Here is a 23475-nt window from a genome sequence, read left to right on the forward strand (position 1 = left end):
ACAGCTATTTTTATCGCGATTTCGTTTCGTAAAATAGTAAATCTAAACTTTAATCATCATAATAACCATTTATATCATGAATAGAATCTTCGTTTTTCTGTTTCTCCTGTTGGGGATATCAGCTGCTGTTCAGGCACAAAGGCAAGTATTGATCTTTAGCAAGACAAAAGGGTTTAGACACGGAAGCATCGAAAAGGGTGCGCAGGTACTTAAGCAATTGCTTGATAAAGAAAAGATAAAATCTGATCATTCGGAGGATGCAGCTCTGTTTACCGATCAGGGATTGAACAAATATGACGCCGTTATCTTTCTGAGCACAACCGGCGATATTCTCGATAGTGCGCAACAGGAAGCATTTGTGCGGTATATACAATCGGGAAAAGGATTTGTGGGTATCCATGCGGCGACGGACACTGAGTTTGATTGGCCCTGGTATAATGGTCTTGTAGGGGCATATTTTGCGTCTCATCCTGCAGTACAAAAAGCCAAAATTGATGTACTGGATAGAAAACATCCAGCTACCAAGCACCTCGATCCGATCTGGTGGCACAAGGATGAGTGGTATAACTTCAAGGATGTGAAGGGTGGTCTGCATGTTTTGATGAATCTGGATGAAAAAAGCTACCAGAATGGAAAAATGGGTGATCAACATCCAATTTCCTGGACCCAAAGCTACGACGGGGGGAAAGTATTCTATACCGGGCTTGGACATACCGATGAGTCCTATGACGAACCTGAATTCCAAAAACATCTCATTGGAGGAATTCTATCTGTTCTTCCTAAGAAATAGTAAGCTATTGACCGATTTTCTTAAATAGGGCGTACCTTACGTGGCTTTTTAACAAGGACACAATGAAAAGTCCCAAATGGTCATTCCATTTGGGACTTTTTTTTCGAGAATAGCGAAATCGGAAGACTATTGATTTCACCATTTGCTCGGGTTTAATAGTTTAGTTTATATTTTGCCCCCACACTAAACCAACGACCGGGCATTGGAACGGCCGCAGCTTCTATATAACTCTTGTCAAATATATTTTGTACATCGGCAAAGATATTTAAGTCTTGGAATTGGTACGATCCTCGTACGTCAGCAATGAAATAAGATTTGTAACTGATACGCTCATTAAAGCGGTTGGCAGAAGTGAACATCCAATTCTTGTAGTTTATGGTAAAGTTGGCAATAACTTGATGCCTTAGGCTCTCAATAGCATATTTGGATAGTATCCCATCTGCTAGTGTTATGCTTGGATTGAGATAATTATAACTTAGCGTTGTAAAGTATCGTGTCGTTGCACTGGGATCATTGATATTATATCGGAATGAAGCATTGAATCCATCAATTTTGTTTTTTCCAATATTAATCGGTTTCCATGGAACGACCGTTCCGCTTCCGGTATTGGCATCCTCTTTTTGCCAGTCGATAAAATCGTTTATCCTTCGATGGAAATAGCCCGCTTGCGCAATAACTCGATTGGATAAGTATTTTATACCACCTTCGATCTGATAGGCATTTTCAGAGCTCAGTGTGGGGTTTCCGACGTTGGCTGTCTGATTGGTGTAAAGATCCGTGAAGGAAGGGATACGTTGGCTAGAACCTGCGTTGACTACAATCTTCCAATGTTCGGTGATATCATATCCTAGATCTAGCCCCGGGAATACCTGCCAGCCAAATTTTGAGTTATAATTGATATAGGCACCTGAGTTGATCATCAGTTTTTCGATCGCCTCTGTTTTGAATTCAAGGTAGCCACCGTAATTCTCCCGGTTATGGTCGCCAATACTGGTGCTATTGATGCGTTCAAATCGACTTTCTAATCCTAAGCCAAATGTACCATAACTTTGCTCCAATGTGGCATTGATTTCAGCTCCAAAGACGTTGCTGTAATGTTTGGACCTACCTTTGGTTGTTTCTCTGCCTAAATACCAATATTCATCTTCGTTGTAGCGGTTACTGATGCGTGGACTGATGGAAAATGCCTGTGTTAATTGATGCTTGGACTGCAGGGAAGCGAAAGCTGTCTTAACCTGTTCATAAGCTTCCTTGTCATTCGGTGCAGCATAGTAACCATTGGCTCCAAATTGATTGTTGATATAGCCAACATTGGCTTTTATCATATTGGCTGTATTCGGTTGATATGTCCCGTCATAATAGAGTTTATTATTGTTAGAGGCTGTATTATAGCGTTGTCCATTCGAATCTTCGTGGCCAAAATATAAACCGTGGCTTGTTTGCTTGGTTAAGAACTGTGAGCCAAGCTGAACACCTTTACCATAATACTTGCCTGCACTTGTCTGCTCATTATCTTTGAATGAAGAACCACCATACACTTGGGCGCTAATCTGATTCGATTCCATTTTTTTTGTCACGATGTTAATGGCGCCAGTTAGCGCATTAATGCCGAAAATTCTGGATGCTGGTCCTCGAATGATTTCGATACGCTCGATGGCCTCCAGCGGAACCGGAAGGTTCATATTGTGATGGGCACTCTGTGGATCGGTGATTTTAACACCATTGAGTAGGATCGCCGTCTGTTCAAAAGAGCCTCCGTCGATACTTATATCTGCCTGCGAACCGAATGGTCCACGTTGGCGAATATCAACTCCTGGGATATTGCTAAGCAATTCGTTGATTGATCGATTTGGTAGTCTCTGTATATCTTCCTGCGTCAATATTTGGATGTTCTTGCTTTGTTTTGAAAAAGGGATCTGTAAGCGATTTTGATTAATGATGACTTCACCCAAAGCGGTTGTGTCTTTAATCTGCGCAGTCGCGGCTCCAATACTCAGTACTAGTGCAAGTTTTGTTAACGTAATATTCTTATTCAACATGTTTTCCTAGATTTTACGCTGCAAAAGTAGCTTAGCAGATTAAAAAACAAATAGTCCGGCGCGAATAATATTGGTAGTCCGGGTGGTGTTCTATAACCTTCTTATATCCATTCTTCTCGACCGATACGCTTTTTCCCTGTTATATCGATGTGATCTTGCTTGTTGGTGCTTTTTATTTTTTCGATGTTGGTCAAATCGGGTTGGCCAGATTCGAGCCAGGCGGAATACCAATAGGAGGCAACACGTAAGATGGTTTTTTGCATTCTCCTTTCTACCATACCGTTCATGGCTTCATGATAGGCTCTGGCATAATTATCAGAGTAGGTCCATACCAGTTGATTGTTTCGTTCAATAAATGATTTTTTTTGAGATGCCTTAAATTGACGATCGAGACCAGCTTCAATCGTTAAGACAGAATCCACAAGGCGATTACTTTCGTAAACAATAACCCAGGCTTCTTGTAGAGGATCTTTGATATAGCTCGCTTTTCCGACGCGAAGGTTGTATTTTTCGGAAAACATTTCCGGTAAGCGGCTTTCCCAGAATGCATGTATGCCTAGTTGATTGGTGAGCTGTCCATTGTAATTTTTAGTCGTATGCAATGGAACATGGGCGTCTGCAATATAATGGCCCAGTTCTGCTGAGTGTTTGATGATCCGTTTATAATCTTTTGCTTGAAAGGCCTTAACAAGCTTTTGATAGGTAAGGTTGATTTGCCAGGGTACTATACCATTTTTTAACAATTGACTTTCTTGAAATCTTTCTTTGCCTTGTGACCAATGTAGGGGTATGGTATCAATTGTACTTTCCTTAAGGTAGTCCTCCATATCGATAAAATGCCTCGGGCCTTCAGCGCTATCTGTGAAGCAACGTTTGTCTGGATCGACCGCTTTTTCGGTAATAAGGTCGATATTGGATTTATAAAATTTTGCCAACTTTGCTGGTAGGGCGAAAACGGCATAATGATTAATTTTTTTATGCGCAAAAAATCCCCACGATGTTAAAATTAGCATGGCGATTATGCAAAGCATCTGATAAAATAGAGACTTCATGGGGTATCAAACTGGCTATTAATTAATTGTTGATATTAAATATACATAAAGGAAAATTAAAAATGGATTAACTGCATTTTTTATTGATGTTAATTTATATTTTCTTAACATAACTAAACAATAAAATAATATTGATACTCGTTAAAATTGATTAATTTGCCGACACAAAATGCAGTCATTATGAAAATATTGTATGCCGTACAAGGGACAGGAAACGGACATCTGAGCCGTGCAATGGATATTGTCCCCTGTCTGAGGGAGTTAGGGGAAGTCGATGTTTTGGTTAGTGGAATTCAAGCGGATCTATCATTACCTTTTGAAGTGAAATACCGTTATCACGGGCTGAGTTTTATCTTTGGTAAATCCGGCGGGGTAGACCTGTGGAAAACTTTTATGAGTTCGACGATCCGCAAATTTACGAATGAAATTAAGAGCTTACCCATCGAAAACTATGATTTGGTGATCAATGATTTTGAACCGATCTCTGCCTGGGCTTGTCATTCAAAAGATTTAGAATGCATTGGCTTGAGCCATCAGATCGCTGCCTTAGACCCATCGAGCCCCAAGCCAGAAGATAGTGACATGTTGGGCAAATTTATCATGAAAAATTATGCTCCGTCTACCCATTCCTATGGTTTCCATTTCAAGCGGTACGGCAAGAACATTTATCCACCGGTTATCCGCAATGCTGTTCGTGAATTAAATGTCACCGATCAGGGACATTACACGGTTTACCTCCCCGCATATGACGATGCGCATCTTTTAAAGCATTTGATGAAGTTTCCGGACGTGAAATGGGATGTCTTTAGTAAACACAATTCAAAGGCATTTGACATGAAAAATGTAACGATAAGACCGATCAATAACCAATCTTTTATTGATAGTATGGCATCTTCTTCTGGAGTTTTATGTGGGGCAGGTTTTGAAACACCGGCAGAAGCGTTATATTTGAAAAAGAAACTGTTAGTTATCCCAATGAAAAACCAGTATGAGCAGCATTTGAATGCAGCGTCATTGGAAGAGATGGGAGTGCCTGTAATTTCGAGTTTAAAACAGAAGAACATGCTGGCGATAGAAGCCTGGCTCAACAGTAAATCTAGGGTTGACGTTGATTACCCTAATATCACGCAAGAAATTATAAATGAAATCGTGCAGAAGCACCGTTAAACAAACATGAAGTATATCGCATTAGCCCTATTATCCTTGACGACAGTCACAGGATTTGCTCAACAAAAAAAAACGAACACGACGGCAAAGAAGAAGGTCGTCGCAACTAAACCAAGTGCAACAAATCAACTGAAAACGAAGGCCGATTCTGTGTCTTATGCATTTGGTGCCGATATCGGAAATTCCCTAAAGTCTATTGAGATCGATTATTTGAAGTCAGATGTCATTGCAAAAGCAATTTCGGATGTTCTGAAAGGGGAGAAATCGCTATTGGAAGATGGCCAAGGAAGAGCTGTTATCCAGCAGGCGATTATGGACGTTCGTGCTAAAAAAGAGGCTGCTAGCCGTGCTGAAGAAGATAAATTTTTTGCCGAAAATGCAAAGGTTCCTGGGATGAAATCTACAGCTGAGGGAATTCAATATCTTGTTCTAAGTCAAACCGAAGGGCCAAAACCGAAAAGTGACGATGAGGTAACAGTGCATTATAAAGGTACCTTATTGAATGGAAAGCAATTTGATAGCTCATATGACCGTAAGGAGCCATTGAAACTATCCTTGGGTCAGGTGATCAAAGGTTGGCAGATTGGAATCCCGTTAATGTCTAAGGGTGCAAAGTATAAATTTTTCATACCAAGTAGATTAGCGTATGGCGAACGGGCAACAGGTGAAATTCCGGCAAACAGCACATTGGTGTTTGAGGTAGAATTGCTTGATATTGGCGCAGATGGAACAACGTAAATTAGGTAATACAAGCTTAATCGTTTCGGAAATAGGTTTGGGCTGTATGTCGCTAAAAAGCAATCAGTCCAAACAATCGAAAGATATTATCCAAAAAGCTTACGACAAAGGGATCACTTTCTTCGATACCGCTGACCTCTACGATAAGGGGCTAAATGAGATGATCGTTGGGGAAGGTGTGCAAAGCTTTCGCAAACAAATTGTGTTGGCGTCGAAAGTTGGTAACCTTTGGCGTGCAGATGGATCAGGTTGGGATTGGAAGGCATCGAAGGACTATATTATCAAGGCTGTGGAAGGTTCGTTGTCACGTCTAAAAACGGACTACATCGACCTCTATCAGTTACATGGTGGTACGATAGAAGATCCGATAGAGGAGATTGTTGAAGCGTTTGAGTTGTTGAAGAAACAAGGGAAAATCCGTGCTTACGGTCTTTCATCAATTCGCCCAAATGTTATTAAGGCATTTTTATCCAAATCTGATATGGCCTCAGTTATGATGCAATACAGCTTATTGGATAGAAGACCTGAAGAAGAAATCAGTAGCTTATTGGAAGAACGGGGTGTAAGTATCGTCGTACGCGGCGTATTAGCCAAAGGTGTTCTCATTAACAAACCTATTGAACCTTTTCTCCAATATAGTTCGGGAGAGGTGGCCCATATCGTGAGAAACTTGGCAAATCTTTCCAAACGTATCGGAAAAGACAATATGATTGTTGCTCTTTCTTATGTGCTTTCTAATGCAGCAGTAGCAACAGCACTTGTTGGTGTGAGTACAAAATTGCAATTGGATGAATTGATCAGAGCAAAAGAGCAGATGATCAAATTAAGTGATTCGGATAAGCAGGTTCTATTGGAAGGTGTCCGGTCGTTATACTATACCGAACACCGGTAAGCTTTACTATTTATTGAAAAATAGTCTTAATATTTTAGCGAGGTCTTCTTTTGTATCCACGGCGACAGTTTCATGCGTTGTAATTGCCGTTTGAATGGCGTAACCGTTTTCTAACCAGCGTAGCTGTTCCAATGCCTCTGCTTCTTCTAGCATAGAAATAGGAAGTTGTGTCAGGGCTTTTAATGTATCTACCTGGTAGGCATATATTCCAATATGTTTATAGAATGTTTGTCTGTGTAACCATTGGTCTTTTTCCACGGCTCTTAAAAAAGGAATGGTTTGCCGACTGAAGTAGATGGCTTCTCCTTTGGTGTTTCGGACAACTTTGGGTATGTTTACATTAAATAGCTCCTCTTCTGCTGTAATTTCCTTGACCAAGGTCGCAATCTGCGTAGTGGGATCTTCAAAACAATTTGCTAAAAGATCAATTTGTGCGGGGTCGATAAAGGGTTCGTCACCCTGTATATTGATGGCAACATCATAGCCTCCTATATTCGTTATGACTTCGGCGCAACGATCTGTTCCCGATTGATGATGCGCTGCGGTCATGACGACTTCGCCACCAAAAGAGCGTACAGTCTGTGCGATGCGTTGGTCGTCAGTAGCAACAACAACCTCGTTTAATTTTGTTGATTTTTTGACCTGTTCATAGACACGCTGGATCATCGTTTTTCCTTCGATGTCGATTAGCGGTTTTCCAGGGAATCTGCTCGATGCATATCGGGCAGGAATAATACCTAAAAATTTCATTTTTTATTTTTTATCATTGGCTGAGGAAATGCACGTTTATTAAAAAGCCTGTAAAATCAATTGACTTACAGGCTTTTTGATATCGCAATTATTCGAACAATCCAAATAATTCGGCTTCGATCTTTTGAATGATATTTCCGAGGTCCTCTGGGTTTGTGGTAAAATCCAGATTGTCTTTGTCGAGAATCATGACCTTACCGTCTTTGTAATTATTGATCCATTTATCGTATTTATCGTTTAGCTTTGACAAATAATCCAAACGAATTGCAGACTCATAATCACGGCCCCTTTTTTGGATATTATTCACCAGGGTAGGGACAGAGGCTTTGAGGTATATCAATAAATCCGGCGGTTTGATATAGTGGATGATGCTTTGAAAAATATTACTATAGTTTTCAAAATCACGTGCGCTCATTAAGCCCATATCATACAAGTTTTCGGCAAAGATATAAGCATCTTCATAAATGGTACGGTCCTGAATCATATCAATGCCGGTTTCCTGCAATTTTACAATATGTCTAAAGCGACTGTTGAGGAAAAAAATCTGAAGATTGAAAGCCCAGCGTTTCATGTCCGAATAAAAATCTTCCAGATAAGGGTTGTTGTCTACAGCTTCAAACTGAGGTTCAAATTTAAAGTGACTGGCCAACATTTCGGTTAATGTTGTTTTGCCGGCACCTATATTTCCAACGATAGCTATGTGCATATTATTTCTAGCTTAATAAAATCTTCTAATACCAATAATCTCACGAACTTCTTTCAGGGTCTTGCGTGCGGACTCGCTTGCTTTTTCAGCGCCCATTTTTGCAACTTTAGCAATGTATGCATCATCGTTTGATATTTCTTCAATACGGGAGCGTACATCGTTGGTGGCAAGGACCATATCTTCGGCCAATTGCTTTTTGAAATCACCATAACGAATTTCACATTTGTTATAGAGTTCATCAAAATGCTGTAATGTGTCTGCAGTAGATACGACCTTCATTAAGTCAAAAAGATTTTGGATAGCTTCAGGTTTAGGCTGGTTCATCTCCGTCGGGCCTGAATCCGATACTGCGCGCATCACCTTTTTACGAATTACGGTTTCACTATCCGATAGATAAATACAATCAGCTTCACCGTTAGATTTACCCATTTTTCCTTGGCCTGCAAGTCCAGGAACTTTCACCAATTTGTCAGAATAAGAGAACGCAAATGCCTCTTTAAAATAATCTACATTATATAAGCGATTGAAGCGATTACCAAAAGTCCGCGTCATCTCCAAATGTTGTTCCTGATCTTTTCCTACAGGGACTTTTGTACCATGATGAATCAAGATATCACAGGCCATCAAAACCGGATAAGTCAATAAACCAGCGTTAACATTGTCGGGATTGCTTCTAACTTTATCTTTAAAAGCTGTAGCGCGTTCAAGCTCGCCGAGATAGGCGTTCATATTCATGTATAGATAGAGCTCCGCGACTTCTGGAACATCAGATTGAACGTAAATAGTCGATTTTTCAGGGTCTATTCCTGCTGCTAAATATTCAACAATAACTTGGCGAACCGTTCCCTGAAGTCCATGAGGAGTGGGGTGGGTCGTTAGTGAATGTAAATCCGCAATGAAAAAAAAGCAATTATATTCGTTTTGCATTTTCACAAAATTGCTCAATGCGCCGTAATAATTTCCTAAATGTAATTTTCCGGTACTTCTGATACCGCTAACAACTGTTTCCATATTGCTGCGAATTTACGCATAAATTTGACAAAGTCGAATTAAATTCGGTCGCTGCCCGCCTTTTATAGGAATTGCTTTATTTTTTCAATTTTTTAGCTTCATTCCAATAAACGTCCATTTCTGCTAAACTCATTTCCTGCAGTTGCTGCTTATTTTCGGCTGCTTTTTGTTCCAGATAGGTGAAGCGTGCAATGAATTTTTTGTTGGTACGTTCAAGCGCATTTTCGGGGTTTATACCCATATGCCGTGCATAATTTATCAAGGAGAATAAGAGGTCGCCAAATTCGCCTTCCGCTTTTTCCTGATCCATTGGAAGTGCTGTCTCTAGATTAAATTCAGCTTTAAATTCGGCCAGTTCTTCCTCTACTTTTTCCCATACTTGTTTCTTATCTTCCCAGTCAAAGCCGACACCGCGCACTTTATCTTGAATACGATACGCCTTCACCAATGCCGGCAGACCTTTCGGGACACCGGAAAGAACAGATGTGTTGCCTTCTTTGAGCTTGATTGTTTCCCAATTGGATTTGACTTGATCTTCTGTATCGGCATTGGTGTTACCGTAGATGTGAGGATGCCGCGTAATCAATTTATCACAGATTGCATTAAGTACGTCTACGATATTGAACTGTCCCTCTTCTTCGGCAATGCGCGCATAGAATACAAGGTGCATCAAGACGTCACCAAGTTCTTTTTTTATTTCGGGATAATCTTTTTCCAAAATGGCGTCGGTTAATTCATACATTTCCTCCATCGTCAAATGGCGAAGGGTTTCCATGGTCTGTTTCTTATCCCAAGGACATTCAATCCGTAAGGTATATAAGACATCGAGTAATCGTTGAAATGCCAATTGAGGTGTATGCTGATAAGCTGGTGCTGCTAGATTTGCCATATTTCATCGTGTTTGGTAGCACAAAAGTAGACATATGATTTTGAATAAACTATTTCAATTTGCGGAAAACAAAACCCTTTTGTCAATCGTTTTATAATAAATTATAAAAATTAGAATTTAGATCGGATTTAGAACAATCAACTATGGAAAGAATGCATGGATACTCCTCTGCAAGTGTTGCCTTGGAAAAATTAAACAACTTAGGTTACACAATAGACTATAATATCGAATTTGACGATTTGTTGGCTCATGCTGATGAGTATAAAATTGACTACTTATTTCGCTACGAAGGAGCGTCAGATCCTGATGATGAATCGACTGTATATGGTATCAGCAAAAATTCAGGACAGAAAGGCGTTTTTGTTGCTGGCAATTTATCTTTAATTGAAGGTAAAAAGCGCGATATTCTATTACAATTAGAGCTTAGGGAACGGGAGCGGTAGTCTTATGGGAAAAAATGAAATGGAAACCACCGAGCGGCTTGAGCAGCTTAAACTTTGGGCCCTGAAACGGGATGGTAAAGATGCGGCAGCGGAATATCATGATCTCGGGTCAGATCGTTGGTTGCAGGTGTATAGAAATGAAGCACTCAACCTGATGAAAGCAGGCGCCTACGACAAAGGGTCGAGGCTGTTTGAGTCTTATGTTGAGGTTCACTACCCACATGAACTGGAAAAATTGATTGGCAAATTGGAGCGTAGTTACGACAGTTTACAGCGATTTAGCCCAGGATTGCTTGAAGATGGATTCTATAATCTTGTTTTGGGTGATATTCCTTTGTTTATGGCAGGTACGATCGTCGTTTTGCTTCGGGCCAAAGAGTCTGATTTTCCGGCCGTTTATAATAATGATGCCGATGCCGACATGCGAAGCTCTCCAAATTGGCTTATACTGCAGTCAAACAGCGCTATTTGGGTGGATATGCACCAAACCGCATTAAATAATATTCACTACCCGGATAAAATTCTTTAGTCTGGCAAAATTTTTGTAGCCGATTATATTAAAAAAAAGGAAAACTGACTAGGTTGTTCCTTTTTTGGATTTTTATTGAATTATAAACCCATTTTAAATTTTATTTTATGATGTTGTACATCGGCATTTTTGCTGTTATCGTTGTAGCTTGCGTGTTTTTTTCTCTTATGATGATGAAAAAGCAAAAGGAGACGGCCAAAAAATATGAAGGTGAATCCGGGATTGGCCTAGCTCCAGGCGTAAAAGATGAATTGTTAAATGATGAATTTAGCGAATTAAGAAAACAATTGAACGGCGCTCCAATCGACGCCTTTACGCAATGCGCGTATATTGCAACGGTTGGGGATAAAGTTGCTTCGGCTGCGGCAACAGCAGCGAAGACTGTTGCTTGGGCGGCTGTAGGAGTAAAGGCTCGGTACAATGAACGGGATAACGCTTCTTATCTGGTGCTTAGCAACAACGAATTGCATTACGTATTTTTTGATGAGGGGGAGGTGAGAGACCATTTGGTTTTCGATCATGAAACCTTGCTCAATGCACGGACTGCGCAGATTACAAATGCTGAAAAGGTAACGCGTATGGGCTCCGTTATGGGCTTGAAACCTAAGAAAATGCATCTTGACCTCAATGGAAATGGGCTCGATATCATGTATTATGGCACTGTTCAGCGTATGCCGCATGGTATTATTTCTCCAGGTTCAGGTATGTTTGAAACGCAAGCCAAGCTCCAATTGATGGGGCGTTTGTTTTTGGATAGATTATATAAAAAATATCCGCAGCTACAGAACTAACCCGTCTAGAAATGTCATTTTAGTTTCGTTTTAAATGAAGTAAATGTCCGCTTCTGCTTTATTCCGCGTTGCTTTTAGTAAATTGTATTTATCATAAAATTTGTAGCATATGAAAATTTTAGCAGATAAAGTAGCTTTGGTAACGGGAGCTGGTTCGGGGATCGGACTGGCTGTTGCAATGGCTTACGGTAAAGAAGGAGCAAAGGTCGTTGTCTCAGATATCAATGAGCAAGCTGGCCAGGAAACAGTAAAACAAATTGAATCTCTGGGAGGAGAGGCTGCGTTCTTTAAAGCAGATAGCTCATCTCCTGCTGACAATGAGGCGTTGGTAGCTTTTGCAGTCAAAACATTTGGTCGGCTCGATATCGCCTGTAACAACGCGGGTATTGGGGGAGAGGCTGCTCTAACTGGAGAGTATAGTCTAGATGGCTGGAAAAAAGTTATCGATATTAATTTCAATGGCGTATTTTATGGCTGTAAATATCAGCTGGAGGCGATGGAAAAAAATGGAGGCGGAGTTATTGTGAATATGGCTTCCATTCATGGTACTGTTGCTGCTCCAATGTCAAGTGCCTATACTGCAGCCAAACATGCTGTTGTGGGATTGACAAAGAATATTGGTGCAGAATATGGTCAAAAAAATATTCGTTGCAATGCGGTTGGACCTGGCTATATTGATACCCCTTTATTGGCGAAGTTGGATAAAGAACATATCAATGCATTAATTAGTAAACACCCTATTGGACGTTTGGGAAAGGCCGAGGAAGTCGCTGAACTGGTTCTTTTCCTAAGTTCGGATAAATCATCCTTTATGACAGGAGGGTACTATTTAGTTGATGGCGGTTACACCGCTGTTTAACAGAGGTCGTTTAATAAAAACGGGGATCCAAAGCTGGATCCCCGTTTTTATTATAATTGAGTTGACGATGGTTGGCAGCAGGTCCATATCATCCATTAAAATAATAACGGTGTTTGGAGGTGGAGCCGGTTTATTCCCATCTGTAATGGAAGCTGCAGAAGCGTCAAGGGTAAATAAGAATGGTATAAACGAAAATAGATGCTTTAAATCCATCGCTTGTATTTAATTATTTAACGGTTAAGTGTTCTTGCTTGAGGACCTGCTGAAAAGCGGGTCTTGTTGCATCATCATCGCCTGCTTCGGCTTTTAGTTTAGTCAGCTTTTTCTTCAACCGGGCAATTTCTTTGACATATTTTTTGTCCAGAATGGCATTGTGTGTTTCCATGGGGTCCTGTTGTAGATCGTAGAATTCCCAGGCTGGTGCTGTTGTTTTGGAATCACTACCTGTCATTTCTAAGGGCTGTCCGTAAAAATAAATCAGTTTGTAACGTTCATCACGGACTCCAAGGTGGGCAGGGCGTATTGGTGCATGTTGCCAGTAACGGTAATATAGGGCAGACCGCCATGCTTTGGATGTATTTCCTTTGAGGTTATTCCGGAAGCTTTCACCTTGGATGTAAGCGGGTTTTTTGATGCCGGCATAGTCTGCAAATAGCGCAGCGAAATCGATATTTAGAATCATATCGTCTAATCGACTACCCGCTTTGATTTCTTTGGGGTAGCTGATTACAAAAGGCATGCGCAGTGATTCTTCGTACATGAGACGTTTATCCATGAAATTGTGTTCTCCCAAGAAGTAACCTTGATCGGAAGCTAGGATCACAACGGTATTTTCGTCCAAATTTGCGGTTTTAAGGTAATGCATAATTTTTCCCAGATTATCATCAATCCCAGCGACGCAACGCAGATAATCTTTGATGAACTTTTGGTAGATCTTTTTGCGAGCTTCTAAAGGGTCCATTCCTTTTGTTGAAAACGGAAGCTCGGGATAAGATGTCCAAAAGGGACCAACGGAAGCTTGCTCATAACGGCGGCCAAGCTCTTCCAAGGGTTGGCCTTCAAAAGAGCGTCCAGTCGTGATTGCTCCTGAGTCCAAAAATGTAGGAGGATAAGGAAACTCCACATCTTTGTAGTAATCTTTGAATCGCTCAGCAAAATCAAAGGGTTCATGGGTCGCCTTGTAATGACACATTAAAAAGAAGGGTTTGTCTGGATCGCGTGATTTTAACCAGTCCAGACTCATCGTTGTGGTGATATCATCAACATAGCCTTCGTAAGGTGTGCCAGCCTCTTCTTTATCATTCCAGTTGTCTTTAGAGAGGTAAGTCGGGTTATGATAAACACCGTGCCCAGGAAGAACTTTAAAATCGTCAAATCCACTTGGCCTTTTTTTCAGGTGCCATTTTCCAAAAACAGCAGTTTGGTAGCCTGCATGGTGCAGATCCTTAGCGATGTTTTCCTTATTGGGATCCAATGCATCTTCAAGTGTGTAAACTTGGTTTTTATTACTGTACTGTCCTGTCAGTATGGTTGCACGGCTAGGGGTGCAAATGGAATTTGTACAGAAGGTATTATTTAGCACCGCCCCTTGACTGGCTAATTTTTCAATATTCGGATTTTTGACAAAATCTTTTAAAATACCACCGTATACGCCCCATGCCTGGGCCGTGAAATCGTCCGTCAGGATAAAGACGATATTGGGTCGTTGTGTTGCGTTGTTCTTTTTCTGTGCTTGTGAAAAAATGGGCAAGAGGCCGCAGAGGAGCAATACTAATTTTTTATTCATGTGAATTCAGCGATATATGAGTCGACGAATTGAGTATACCGGATTACGATAATTGCTATAATCGTTCGTCTTGGTCTAGTTCTGTCTATTTGATTGTAGACAAATCTACTCTTTATAGACTACTATATCGCGAATAAACTGTAATAAATATGTTAGTCATCGACACCTTTTCCATCGAGAATATGCTGGTAGTATTTTTCGATTCTTGCCTCGCGAGTTTTCACTTGTTTTGCCTGGTTAAAGTAGAATAGATATCCTTTTTGCCGACCAGGCGTAAGTGATTGAAAGGCTTTTTGGAGCAAAGGGTCTTCCAGTAAGGCGCGCTTAAATTCTTCCGGTACAGGGTAATCTGCAGCTTTTCGCATGTCCACTTTCTTACCTGATTTTTCAATTTCGATGGCCTCCTGAATATATGCCGATATCACCTCTCTTAATGATTCAATCTGTTCAACAGTGGTGAATCTAAGCTGTCTGGCCGATTGAACATTTTCGGTTTGCTGGATCAATATATTTTTGGGATCTTTTAATAATACACCTTTGTGGAATAGCAGCGCACAGTATTCTTTAAAGCCGTGTATCAATACGACATTTTTACCTTCAAATGTATAACAAGGGTGCATCCATTTATAATCCTCTTGCAGTGTTTTGTTGCCACGGACAATTTCTCTCAACAGATTGAATTCTTCATTCCATCTTGTCGCATTTTCAAAAAAATGTTCAATTTTTGGATTCATCATGTAGTGCTTTAGGTAAGTTTGGAAAGAATTTCTTGTAATCTGTTGTGCGCCATATTGATTCCTTGCGCAAAAGGCATCTGTAGCAGCTGGTTTCTAAACGCGACCGACTGAAATATAATATGGATGTGAAGCCTGCTACGTTCTGCACCTATTTTTTCAAATGTTAAATATTCCAATTGTACGGGAAATGTACTGTTTTCCATTTCAAACGTCCGTGTGATACGTTGATTGGGCAGGAATTCGTGTATTGTTCCATTTGCTTTGAACATGACCTGGCCATTATTGGAAGTTTCAAACGCATAGGAACCATGCGTTTTATTTTCCAATTTCAGGACTTTGGTTCCCATCCACTGTTCAAAAATTTCGGGATCCTCGTATGCTTTGAAGAGCAGTTCAACAGGTAAATCGAACTCTCTTGTAATGACAATCTCCTGTTTATTATCCTCAGCCTGGACGTTGGTTTTTACCTCCATATTATTTGTTCTTGTAGTTTTGCATAATAGCTTCCAATTTATTGAATCTGTCATCCCACATTTGACGAAAAGGTTCGATGAAATCTGCAATTTCTTTCATCTTCGTTGGGTTGAGTTGATAGTATATCTCACGTCCATTTTGTTGAGACTTTAATAACTCACATGTCGTCAATATTTGTAAATGTTTTGAAACTGTCGGTCTTGCGGTGTTGAAGTTGGCTGCAATTGCACCTGCAGTCATGGCTTGTGAGGCCAAAAGAAGTAAGATCGCTCTTCTTGTTGGATCTGCTATAGCTTGGAAAACATCTCGTCTTAAGTTCATTTTGAAGTCATTTGACTACGAATATACGTGTAGTTATTTAGCTACGCAAATATTTTTTACATTTCTGTGGAGAAAATCGGTTGGCAGAAAAGGAGATGACGAATAAAAATTCTTTTCTGGCGGATTTAAAATGAAAACAATCGAGAATTAAACCTACGGATCAATGTTTGGCGAATAATGCTAAATTAGGGTAATTAATTATAACAAGATGAAAACACAGTTATCGTACTTAAAAAAATTGAGCGTATTGGGGACGAAAACTTTAGTCAAATATTATTTGCTGGCTATTGTTTCGACTTTACTTTATTTGGTGGTTGGTAGTTTACAATTTAATGCTAGTCATGAAGCTTTCTTTTCGACAGTCAGTCCTGTACAAGCCGTGGCTAAATTCCTTTGGCTGATTGGATTGATCCTGCTACCTGTATTACTTTTTATTTTCAGCAACAAATATGTGTTTTCAAAGATTGCAAGTCTTGTCTTGGAGGAAAGGCAGGATGATCTCATTCTGCCGGCATTTGACAAAGTACTCTTAATTTTTCAATCAAATCAGCCCGATGTAATACAAAATGTCGCTGATTATTCGTTTGCGAAACTTAAACTGATTAATGACGTAAAAAATACCAAAATTGAGGGTCCTTGGGTGCGGCGCATTGTCATTTTTGGTCTGAACAAAGTGAAGTTTGATTCTTTGGATTTGGATAATAACACTAGCTTCTATGCTATTATAAGGTCAAAGTTTATTGGTGTACTCGAAATATTGACCACAGCAAGTAGTAAGCCATTTTGGACATGTATTCTTGTCCAATGGCTTATGCTACTTTTTATTTGGCTGACCAACTAAATGCGTTGATCACTGCAAGCAAGCATCCGGCTGCTGCAGGTATTTGTCTATTGGTTAAATTTTCTTTAGGTTTTTGCGGTGAAATGCCAGTCTATCACGGTGGTATAGATTTTATTTTGTATTTTAACTGTAAGAATAAAACTCTAGAGTTGTAAATGAATGTTATGATGAAAAAGATTTTTTTTACAGTTGTTGGGCTTTTGGTTGCATCGTTTGTTTTCGCCCAAATGCCACAGGTAAAGGTTGAAGAGGGGGGGCTAGAAGGGATTATCTTGTCAAGCGGGGTCGAGTCCTTCCGAGGGATCCCCTTTGCAAAACCCCCAGTAGGCGATCTGAGATGGAAAGAGCCGCAAGCTGCTGAACACTGGTCTGGCATCCGCAAAGCAGATCATTTTGGTTATTCTCCGATGCAGAAACCGATCTATGGGGATATGCGATTTCGGTCGCCGGGGATCAGTGAAGACTGTCTCTACCTGAATGTATGGCGTCCAAAGAGCCTTCATTCAGGCAAACTTCCTGTTTTAGTTTATTTTTACGGCGGGGGGTTCAATGCTGGTGATGGATCTGAAAATCGTTATGATGGTGAAAGTTTTGCCAAAGAAGGTCTTATTGTCGTTACTGTCAACTATCGTCTTGGTATCTTTGGCTTTTTTGCGCATCCAGCATTAACGGAGGAATCACCGAAACATGCTTCAGGAAATTATGGACTGCTGGATCAGCATGCAGCTTTGGTTTGGGTCAAAAAAAATATAGCTGCATTCGGCGGTGATCCCGATGCGGTCACCATCGGTGGCGAGTCGGCAGGAAGTATGTCTGTTTCCGCTCAAATGACTAGTCCGCTATCCAAGGGGTTGTTTACGCGTGCTATCGGTCAGAGCGGAAGTGTCTTTAACTTACGGTATGGTACAGCCTCTATTACTGAGCAGGAACAACAGGGTGTTGCATTTGCATCGCGGGTAAATGCCACAGGTCTTGATCAACTGCGTGAAATTCCTGCGGCCGAACTTCTAGATAAAGCCAGCGAGCCAGGAGCCTTCACTACCCGTTTGATTGTTGATGGCTATTTTTTGCCGCGATCTCCATTGGCTATTTTTGAAGCCGGGGAGCAATCTAAGGTTCCCTTGCTTGCCGGTTGGACTTCCACGGAAGCTCCCTATATGGCTTACATGGGTAAATCTTACCCATCTCCGGAGAATTATGAGAAGTTGGTAAGAGCACAGTTTGGTGTTAAAGCTGAGGAAGTGCTCAAGGAGTATCCAGGGAAGACCGAGGCAGAAGTCATTGAATCGGCAACTGCATTAGCTAGCGATAATTTTATTGTGTATAGTACTTGGAAATGGCTTGACCTGCAACGAAAGAATAGCGGCCAGCCAGTCTTCGTTTATATATTCGGTAAACCGCGGCCACCCATGCAACCGGCATATCGTGATGCACAAACCGGGCTTGCCGGAGGAATTAGCAAGAAATCTACACAAGAAGACAAGGAAAAAAGCCCACAGCCCCTGCCGGGAGCTTTCCATGCCAGTGATATCGAATATTTATTGGGAAATCTGCAGAGTAATGATGTTTTTGCCTGGGCAGAAGATGATTACAAGGTTTCGAAACTTGGTCAGCAGTACTTTGTTAATTTTATCAAGACGGGTGATCCAAATGGAAAAGGACTTCCAGCCTGGCCGAAAACAACAGCAAAAGATAAGTGTATGAATATCTTGAATTTGAATACCGAGGTGAAAGCTTCTGCTGAAGAGTTCCGGAACAGGTATCTTTTTCTGGATAAAATGTTTGTCGACCGTGAATATAAATCCAGATAGATACCTTCTTTATTTTACGGTCAAATAAAAACCATTTATCGCTAAGGGCTGTTATCAGAGAGACTTTTATAAAAGCGGATGGATGATATTGTCCTGTGCAGGAAAATTCTAGGTCGTGAACAGATTTATTAAGAATCGTCTGTTGAATAGCGGGGACAACCAATGTAGGAGACCGAAGCATGATTTATAACGTTGATTTTTTGTAGATGAAACTCATATAGAACAAACTTTGATATATGGTATTGGACCCTGATGTGATTATTATAGGTGGCGGCTTGGCTGGACTTACAAGTGCATTGCATCTGTCTAAACAAGGATTCAGCGTGACGTTAATCGAAAAACATGATTTTCCTCGTCATAAGGTTTGTGGCGAATATGTTTCGAATGAAGTCTTGCCCTATCTGCATTGGCTACAAGTGGATGTTGAATCGCTACGTCCAACACATATTCGGGAGCTGGAGTTCACGACAGAAGGTGGGCAGATGAATAGGGTCAGGTTACCCTTGGGTGGAATTGGCATCAGTCGTTACGCGTTGGATGATCTATTATATCAGCGAGTAAAAGGGACGGGTTGTACAATTGTTATTGCGACCGTCACAGGAGTGTCCTTTAGCAATGATACATTTGCTGTTTCGTTTCAAGATCAGGTATTAAGATCAAAAATTGTACTGGGCGCATATGGAAAACGCAGCAATGTGGATCAGCTCTTATCCCGCGATTTTATAACAAAAACCTCTCCGTGGATGGCTGTTAAGGCACACTATTCGGGCGATTTTCCGAATGACCTTATTGCCTTGCATCATTTTGAAGGCGGTTATTGTGGTATTTCTAAGGTCGAAGATGACCAGATAAATTTATGTTATCTGGCCGATGTAAAAACGTTCAAGAGGTATAAAAATATAGGTGATTATCAAAAGTATGTGTTGTCTAAAAATAGGCATCTTCAGTGTTTTTTTGAACAGAGTAGGCTGCTTTTTGACAAGCCGCTTGCGATAAGTCAATTTTCATTTGATCAGAAATCAGCGGTAGAAAACCATATGCTTATGATTGGTGATACGGCCGGTCTTATTCATCCATTCTGTGGAAATGGGATGGCGATGGCGATACATAGTGCAAAAATGGCGTCCGAGCTTATTGTGGACTATTACCATGGTCATATCGATTCGCGCCAGCAATTGGAACAGTCCTACGTGAGTCAATGGAAGGGAACCTTTAGAAGACGGCTTTTAATCGGACGACTTCTGTCGGCTGTATTGCGCCATAAAATAGGTACCGCAGTTTTAATGAAGGCTACGGTATTTTTTCCAAAAATCTTAAGTTGGATGATAAAACAAACTCATGGAAATGCAAGCTCAATAAAATGGGGATAGACACAAGATATAGAACATCGCAGAATGAGATCATGGACGATTTTCGGCTGGAAGGTGATGAACTTCGCATCACACTGGATCGGATCGCAAAGATTAATCGTTTTCTAGGCGGAAATAGCATTACGCTGAATGGCGTAAAAAAATTGCTGTCAACCAGCTACAAGAATGAAACAATAACCATTGTGGATATCGGTTGTGGTAATGGGGACATGCTTCGCATGTTGAGCGATTATGGCAATAGACATCATATTAAGCTTTCATTGCTCGGTATAGATGCCAACCCTTATACAATAAATTGTGCAAGGGATTTGTCGAAAGATTATACCAATATATCCTATTTGTGTGCAGATATCTTTGAAGCGAATTTTGAAGATGTCAAGTATGACATTGTTCTGTGTACGCTTACTTTACATCATTTCGACGATGATGCGATTCTTCGTTTGCTAGGTAGCCTGGTCAACGTATCAAGGTTGGGGGTTGTCATCAACGATTTACAAAGGAGTAAAATGGCTTACCGGCTTTTTCAAACTATTGCTGTTGTTTTTAGGTTAAATAGAATGACAAAAGTGGATGGGCTTGTTTCCATACTGCGTGGGTTTAAAAAGGTTGAGCTTGTACAATTCTCCAAGAGATTACGGTTAGAACATTACACCATCCAATGGAAATGGGCGTTTCGCTACCAGTGGATAATTTCCAATATATGAACGTTAAAATAATAACTGTTGCCAAGCAACTCCCTAAATACTCTTGTGCTACCGCTGATATTCTTCCGCTATTGGATATTTGGCTTCATGGACAGGAACCTCGTTTTATTAAGAAAATCAAGAAACTTTTCGAAGGCGCCGCCGTGGACAGGCGCTATGCGATTATGGATCCGATTGATGTCTTCACGGCGACATCTTTTGAAGAAAAAAACAATGTGTATTGCCGGGAGGCGATAGCCCTAGGGGAGCAAGCACTTGGTCAGGCCCTTGAACAAACGGGCTGGGATCCCCAGTCTCTGGATTATATCATTACAGTCAGTTGCACTGGAATTATGATCCCCTCTCTAGACGCATATCTTATTAATAGGATGAGACTCCGACAGGATATTGTCCGGTTACCAGTTACCGAAATGGGTTGCGTTGCCGGTGTTTCAGGTATTATTTATGCTAAAAATTTTCTTCAGGCAAACCCAGGTAAACGTGCTGCGGTTATTGCGGTGGAAACGCCAACAGCGACTTTTCAGCTGGAAGATTTCTCGATGTCGAATATGGTCAGTGCCGCCATTTTCGGCGATGGTGCAGCTTGCTGTCTGCTTTCATCCTATGAGGAAGATTGCGGCCCTGTAATTCGTGATCAGGAGATGTATCATTTTTATGATGCGGAGGACATTATGGGGTTTAAATTGACCAACACTGGTATGCAGATGATACTGGATGTGGATGTGCCCAATGTGATTGCGTCCCATTTTGATGCAGTTATACATCCATTCCTGAAAAAGAACCAGCTGGAAATTAAAGATATTAATTACATGATTTTTCATCCGGGCGGGAAAAAGATCGTAGCCACAATCGAGGAGATTTTTGCTGAATTTGATAAAGATATTGAAGATACTAAGGCTATACTAGCGGACTATGGTAATATGTCGAGCGCTACGGTACTCTACGTCCTTGAACGTATTATGAAACGTAAGCCTCAAGCCGGTGAATTGGGCTTGATGCTGAGTTTCGGTCCGGGATTTTCAGCACAGCGGGTTTTATTACAGTGGTAACTTACTCATTTTGAACAATGGAATTGAATACTATACTAGCGAAATTGCCCTACAGGGCGCCGTTTTTATTTGTCGATGAGTTGATTCAAGTCGATGACGAAGGTGTTGCAGGTACCTATACTTTTGATGAAGATCTGGACTTTTATCGCGGCCATTTTTATGATAGAGCGATTACCCCGGGAGTTATTCTGATCGAAACGATGGCTCAAATAGGTCTGGCCTGTTTGGGAATCTTTCTGCTCAATAAAGACTTAATGCAAGGCTCGTCTATTGCGTTGACTTCTACTGAAATACAGTTTTTAAAACCAGTATATCCAAAGGAGAAAGTCACCGTGTTTTCAAAAAAAATATATTTTAGGTTTGGCAAACTAAAGTGTGCCGTTACGATGAAGAATGAAGCCGGGCAGGAAGTTTGTAAAGGGATATTGGCAGGTATGATGACGGAGGAGCTATGAAGAGAGTTGTGATTACTGGACTAGGAGTCGTTGCGCCCAATGGAGTGGGGGTGCCAGCCTTTACCCAGGCCATCAAAGATGGCGTTTCGGGCATTAGACATGATGAACTGCTGGAAAAGCTACAGTTTTCCTGCCAGATTGCGGGAATGCCGCAAGTATCAGATGATCTTAAAAGGCAATATTTCACTGAACTTGAGCTTAGAGGTTTTAATAGTACAGGCATCTTGTACGGAGTCATTGCTGGAATGGAGGCCTGGACAAATGCAGGTCTTCCTATTGCCGTAAATTCGGTCCCCGATTGGGATAGCGGAACGGTCTTTGGTTCAGGTACATCAGGTATTGATAAGTTTCGCGAGAGTATTTATAAAATTGATGAGCTGCAAATCCGTAGATTAGGTAGTACAGTCGTGGCTCAAACAATGAACAGTGGTGTCAGTGCATATTTAGGTGGGAAATTAGGCCTCGGAAATCAGGTGACCACCAATTCTTCTGCCTGTGCTACTGGGACTGAAGCAATTCTAATGGCATATGACCGGATTCGGTCCGGAAGAGCAAAACGCATGCTGGCAGGCAGTACTGGAGATAGTGGGCCTTATATTTGGGGCGGTTTTGATGCACTACGTGTCTGTAGTTCGCAATATAATGACCGCCCTGCGGAGGGGTCGCGCCCAATGAGTGCAACAGCCGCAGGATTTGTCCCGGGTAGTGGAGCTGGAGCAATGCTACTGGAAGATTTGGAAAGTGCCTTAGCACGCAATGCCGTTATATATGGCGAGTTATTGGGCGGCCAAGTAAACTCTGGAGGACAACGGGGAACAGGCAGTATGACAGCTCCAAACGCTGATGCTGTACGCCGTTGCATTGAAGAGGCCCTAAACAATTCGGGCGTCTCCAAATGGGATGTCGATGCTATAAACGGTCATCTAACGGCAACAGCCAAAGATGCTTTTGAAATAGAAAATTGGACTGAGGCACTTGGGCGTAAAGGGAAAGATTTTCCATGGATAAATTCGTTAAAAGCAATGACTGGGCATTGTCTCAGCGCGGCAGGTAGCATAGAATGCGTGGCCACAGTTTTGCAGTTATTTCATGGATTTTTATTCGGAAACAGTAATTGTACTGATTTACATCCCGAGATTGCAGCACTCATAGATCCATCAAGAGTACCAATACAGCAAATTGATGTCAAACCCCAAATTATAGCCAAAGCAAGTTTCGGGTTTGGAGATGTAAATGCCTGTTTAATATTTAAAAAATTTGATAACTAAATT

Annotated in this window: 26 protein-coding genes; 15 read left to right on the forward strand and 11 right to left on the reverse strand. The window is 41.1% G+C overall.

Annotated features, from left to right (window positions below):
- The first annotated feature begins 76 nt into the window (after window positions 1-76).
- The gene (locus AAW12_RS22450; RefSeq protein ID WP_046675895.1) at window positions 77-790 is read left to right on the forward strand and encodes a ThuA domain-containing protein; all 714 of its coding nucleotides are present in this window, start codon (window positions 77-79) and stop codon (window positions 788-790) included.
- Between the two features lie 152 nt (window positions 791-942).
- On the opposite strand, the gene AAW12_RS22455 is transcribed toward AAW12_RS22450, so the two are convergent.
- Together AAW12_RS22455 and AAW12_RS22460 are read right to left on the reverse strand one after the other, a co-directional pair.
- Window positions 943-2829, reverse strand: coding sequence for a TonB-dependent receptor plug domain-containing protein (locus tag AAW12_RS22455; RefSeq protein WP_046675896.1), 1887 nt, complete (start codon window positions 2827-2829; stop codon window positions 943-945).
- Window positions 2830-2930: 101 nt separating this feature from the next.
- Window positions 2931-3842, reverse strand: a complete 912-nt coding sequence (locus AAW12_RS22460; protein WP_231585335.1) for a zinc dependent phospholipase C family protein — start codon at window positions 3840-3842, stop codon at window positions 2931-2933.
- Between the two features lie 219 nt (window positions 3843-4061).
- On the opposite strand from AAW12_RS22460, the gene AAW12_RS22465 reads away from it, so the two are divergent.
- Genes AAW12_RS22465 through AAW12_RS22475 form a run of 3 tightly spaced genes read left to right on the forward strand, consistent with a single transcriptional unit; the run spans window position 4062 to window position 6678 of the window.
- The gene (locus tag AAW12_RS22465) at window positions 4062-5048 is read left to right on the forward strand and encodes a glycosyltransferase family protein (RefSeq protein WP_046675898.1); all 987 of its coding nucleotides are present in this window, start codon (window positions 4062-4064) and stop codon (window positions 5046-5048) included.
- Window positions 5049-5054: 6 nt separating this feature from the next.
- Complete coding sequence (locus tag AAW12_RS22470) at window positions 5055-5786, forward strand: FKBP-type peptidyl-prolyl cis-trans isomerase (RefSeq protein WP_046675899.1); 732 nt, start codon at window positions 5055-5057, stop codon at window positions 5784-5786.
- Window positions 5773-6678: an aldo/keto reductase gene (locus AAW12_RS22475; protein ID WP_046675900.1), complete on the forward strand. Its 906-nt coding sequence runs from the start codon at window positions 5773-5775 to the stop codon at window positions 6676-6678. The genes AAW12_RS22470 and AAW12_RS22475 overlap by 14 nt, the downstream gene beginning before the upstream one ends.
- 6 nt (window positions 6679-6684) lie before the next feature.
- Here AAW12_RS22475 and kdsB read toward each other — a convergent pair whose 3' ends face one another.
- The 4 genes from kdsB to mazG form a co-directional block, all read right to left on the reverse strand.
- The gene (gene kdsB / locus AAW12_RS22480; RefSeq protein WP_046675901.1) at window positions 6685-7428 is read right to left on the reverse strand and encodes a 3-deoxy-manno-octulosonate cytidylyltransferase; all 744 of its coding nucleotides are present in this window, start codon (window positions 7426-7428) and stop codon (window positions 6685-6687) included.
- A gap of 88 nt (window positions 7429-7516) precedes the next feature.
- Window positions 7517-8134, reverse strand: a complete 618-nt coding sequence (locus tag AAW12_RS22485) for a deoxynucleoside kinase (protein ID WP_046675902.1) — start codon at window positions 8132-8134, stop codon at window positions 7517-7519.
- A 12-nt stretch (window positions 8135-8146) separates the two neighbouring features.
- The gene (trpS, locus tag AAW12_RS22490) at window positions 8147-9145 is read right to left on the reverse strand and encodes a tryptophan--tRNA ligase (RefSeq protein ID WP_046675903.1); all 999 of its coding nucleotides are present in this window, start codon (window positions 9143-9145) and stop codon (window positions 8147-8149) included.
- 76 nt (window positions 9146-9221) lie between these two features.
- Complete coding sequence (gene mazG, locus AAW12_RS22495) at window positions 9222-10034, reverse strand: nucleoside triphosphate pyrophosphohydrolase (protein ID WP_046675904.1); 813 nt, start codon at window positions 10032-10034, stop codon at window positions 9222-9224.
- A gap of 143 nt (window positions 10035-10177) precedes the next feature.
- Here mazG and AAW12_RS22500 point away from each other — a divergent pair, with 143 nt between their 5' ends.
- The 4 genes from AAW12_RS22500 (at window position 10178) to AAW12_RS22515 (ending at window position 12656) form a co-directional block, all read left to right on the forward strand.
- Window positions 10178-10477 (forward strand): hypothetical protein, encoded by a 300-nt coding sequence (locus tag AAW12_RS22500; RefSeq protein WP_046675905.1) that lies wholly within the window; start codon window positions 10178-10180, stop codon window positions 10475-10477.
- Between the two features lie 4 nt (window positions 10478-10481).
- A complete protein-coding gene (locus AAW12_RS22505; protein WP_046675906.1) occupies window positions 10482-11006 on the forward strand; it encodes a hypothetical protein in 525 nt (174 codons plus the stop codon).
- Between the two features lie 107 nt (window positions 11007-11113).
- Entirely contained in the window at window positions 11114-11797 is a 684-nt protein-coding gene (locus AAW12_RS22510) for a hypothetical protein (RefSeq protein ID WP_046675907.1), read from the forward strand.
- Between the two features lie 109 nt (window positions 11798-11906).
- Window positions 11907-12656 (forward strand): SDR family NAD(P)-dependent oxidoreductase, encoded by a 750-nt coding sequence (locus tag AAW12_RS22515; protein WP_046675908.1) that lies wholly within the window; start codon window positions 11907-11909, stop codon window positions 12654-12656.
- Here AAW12_RS22515 and AAW12_RS26355 read toward each other — a convergent pair.
- From AAW12_RS26355 to AAW12_RS22540, 5 genes are all read right to left on the reverse strand, one after another.
- A complete protein-coding gene (locus AAW12_RS26355; RefSeq protein WP_156167733.1) occupies window positions 12627-12869 on the reverse strand; it encodes a hypothetical protein in 243 nt (80 codons plus the stop codon). The genes AAW12_RS22515 and AAW12_RS26355 overlap by 30 nt on opposite strands.
- A gap of 13 nt (window positions 12870-12882) precedes the next feature.
- A complete protein-coding gene (locus tag AAW12_RS22525; RefSeq protein WP_053003937.1) occupies window positions 12883-14442 on the reverse strand; it encodes a sulfatase in 1560 nt (519 codons plus the stop codon).
- Between the two features lie 152 nt (window positions 14443-14594).
- Entirely contained in the window at window positions 14595-15179 is a 585-nt protein-coding gene (locus tag AAW12_RS22530) for a YdeI/OmpD-associated family protein (protein WP_231585336.1), read from the reverse strand.
- An 8-nt stretch (window positions 15180-15187) separates the two neighbouring features.
- Window positions 15188-15652, reverse strand: coding sequence for an SRPBCC domain-containing protein (locus AAW12_RS22535; protein ID WP_046675910.1), 465 nt, complete (start codon window positions 15650-15652; stop codon window positions 15188-15190).
- Window position 15653: 1 nt separating this feature from the next.
- The gene (locus tag AAW12_RS22540) at window positions 15654-15974 is read right to left on the reverse strand and encodes an ArsR/SmtB family transcription factor (RefSeq protein ID WP_046675911.1); all 321 of its coding nucleotides are present in this window, start codon (window positions 15972-15974) and stop codon (window positions 15654-15656) included.
- Between the two features lie 208 nt (window positions 15975-16182).
- Here AAW12_RS22540 and AAW12_RS22545 point away from each other — a divergent pair, with 208 nt between their 5' ends.
- From AAW12_RS22545 to AAW12_RS22575, 7 genes are all read left to right on the forward strand, one after another.
- Window positions 16183-16815 (forward strand): hypothetical protein, encoded by a 633-nt coding sequence (locus AAW12_RS22545; protein ID WP_046675912.1) that lies wholly within the window; start codon window positions 16183-16185, stop codon window positions 16813-16815.
- A gap of 164 nt (window positions 16816-16979) precedes the next feature.
- On the forward strand, window positions 16980-18626 hold the full coding sequence (locus AAW12_RS22550; RefSeq protein ID WP_197084141.1) for a carboxylesterase/lipase family protein: 1647 nt from the start codon (window positions 16980-16982) through the stop codon (window positions 18624-18626).
- A gap of 236 nt (window positions 18627-18862) precedes the next feature.
- Window positions 18863-19996 (forward strand): NAD(P)/FAD-dependent oxidoreductase, encoded by a 1134-nt coding sequence (locus AAW12_RS22555; protein ID WP_046675913.1) that lies wholly within the window; start codon window positions 18863-18865, stop codon window positions 19994-19996.
- On the forward strand, window positions 19987-20700 hold the full coding sequence (locus AAW12_RS22560; protein WP_046675914.1) for a methyltransferase domain-containing protein: 714 nt from the start codon (window positions 19987-19989) through the stop codon (window positions 20698-20700). The genes AAW12_RS22555 and AAW12_RS22560 overlap by 10 nt, the downstream gene beginning before the upstream one ends.
- The gene (locus AAW12_RS22565; RefSeq protein ID WP_046675915.1) at window positions 20697-21749 is read left to right on the forward strand and encodes a type III polyketide synthase; all 1053 of its coding nucleotides are present in this window, start codon (window positions 20697-20699) and stop codon (window positions 21747-21749) included. The genes AAW12_RS22560 and AAW12_RS22565 overlap by 4 nt, the downstream gene beginning before the upstream one ends.
- 17 nt (window positions 21750-21766) lie before the next feature.
- On the forward strand, window positions 21767-22204 hold the full coding sequence (locus AAW12_RS22570) for a 3-hydroxyacyl-ACP dehydratase FabZ family protein (protein ID WP_046675916.1): 438 nt from the start codon (window positions 21767-21769) through the stop codon (window positions 22202-22204).
- Window positions 22201-23472 carry a beta-ketoacyl-[acyl-carrier-protein] synthase family protein gene (locus AAW12_RS22575; RefSeq protein WP_046675917.1) on the forward strand — a complete coding sequence of 424 codons (1272 nt, stop codon included), beginning with the start codon at window positions 22201-22203 and terminating at the stop codon, window positions 23470-23472. The genes AAW12_RS22570 and AAW12_RS22575 overlap by 4 nt, the downstream gene beginning before the upstream one ends.
- Window positions 23473-23475: the final 3 nt, after the last annotated feature.

Origin of the sequence: Sphingobacterium sp. Ag1, from assembly GCF_000988325.1 — a bacterium.
GTDB lineage: Bacteria > Bacteroidota > Bacteroidia > Sphingobacteriales > Sphingobacteriaceae > Sphingobacterium.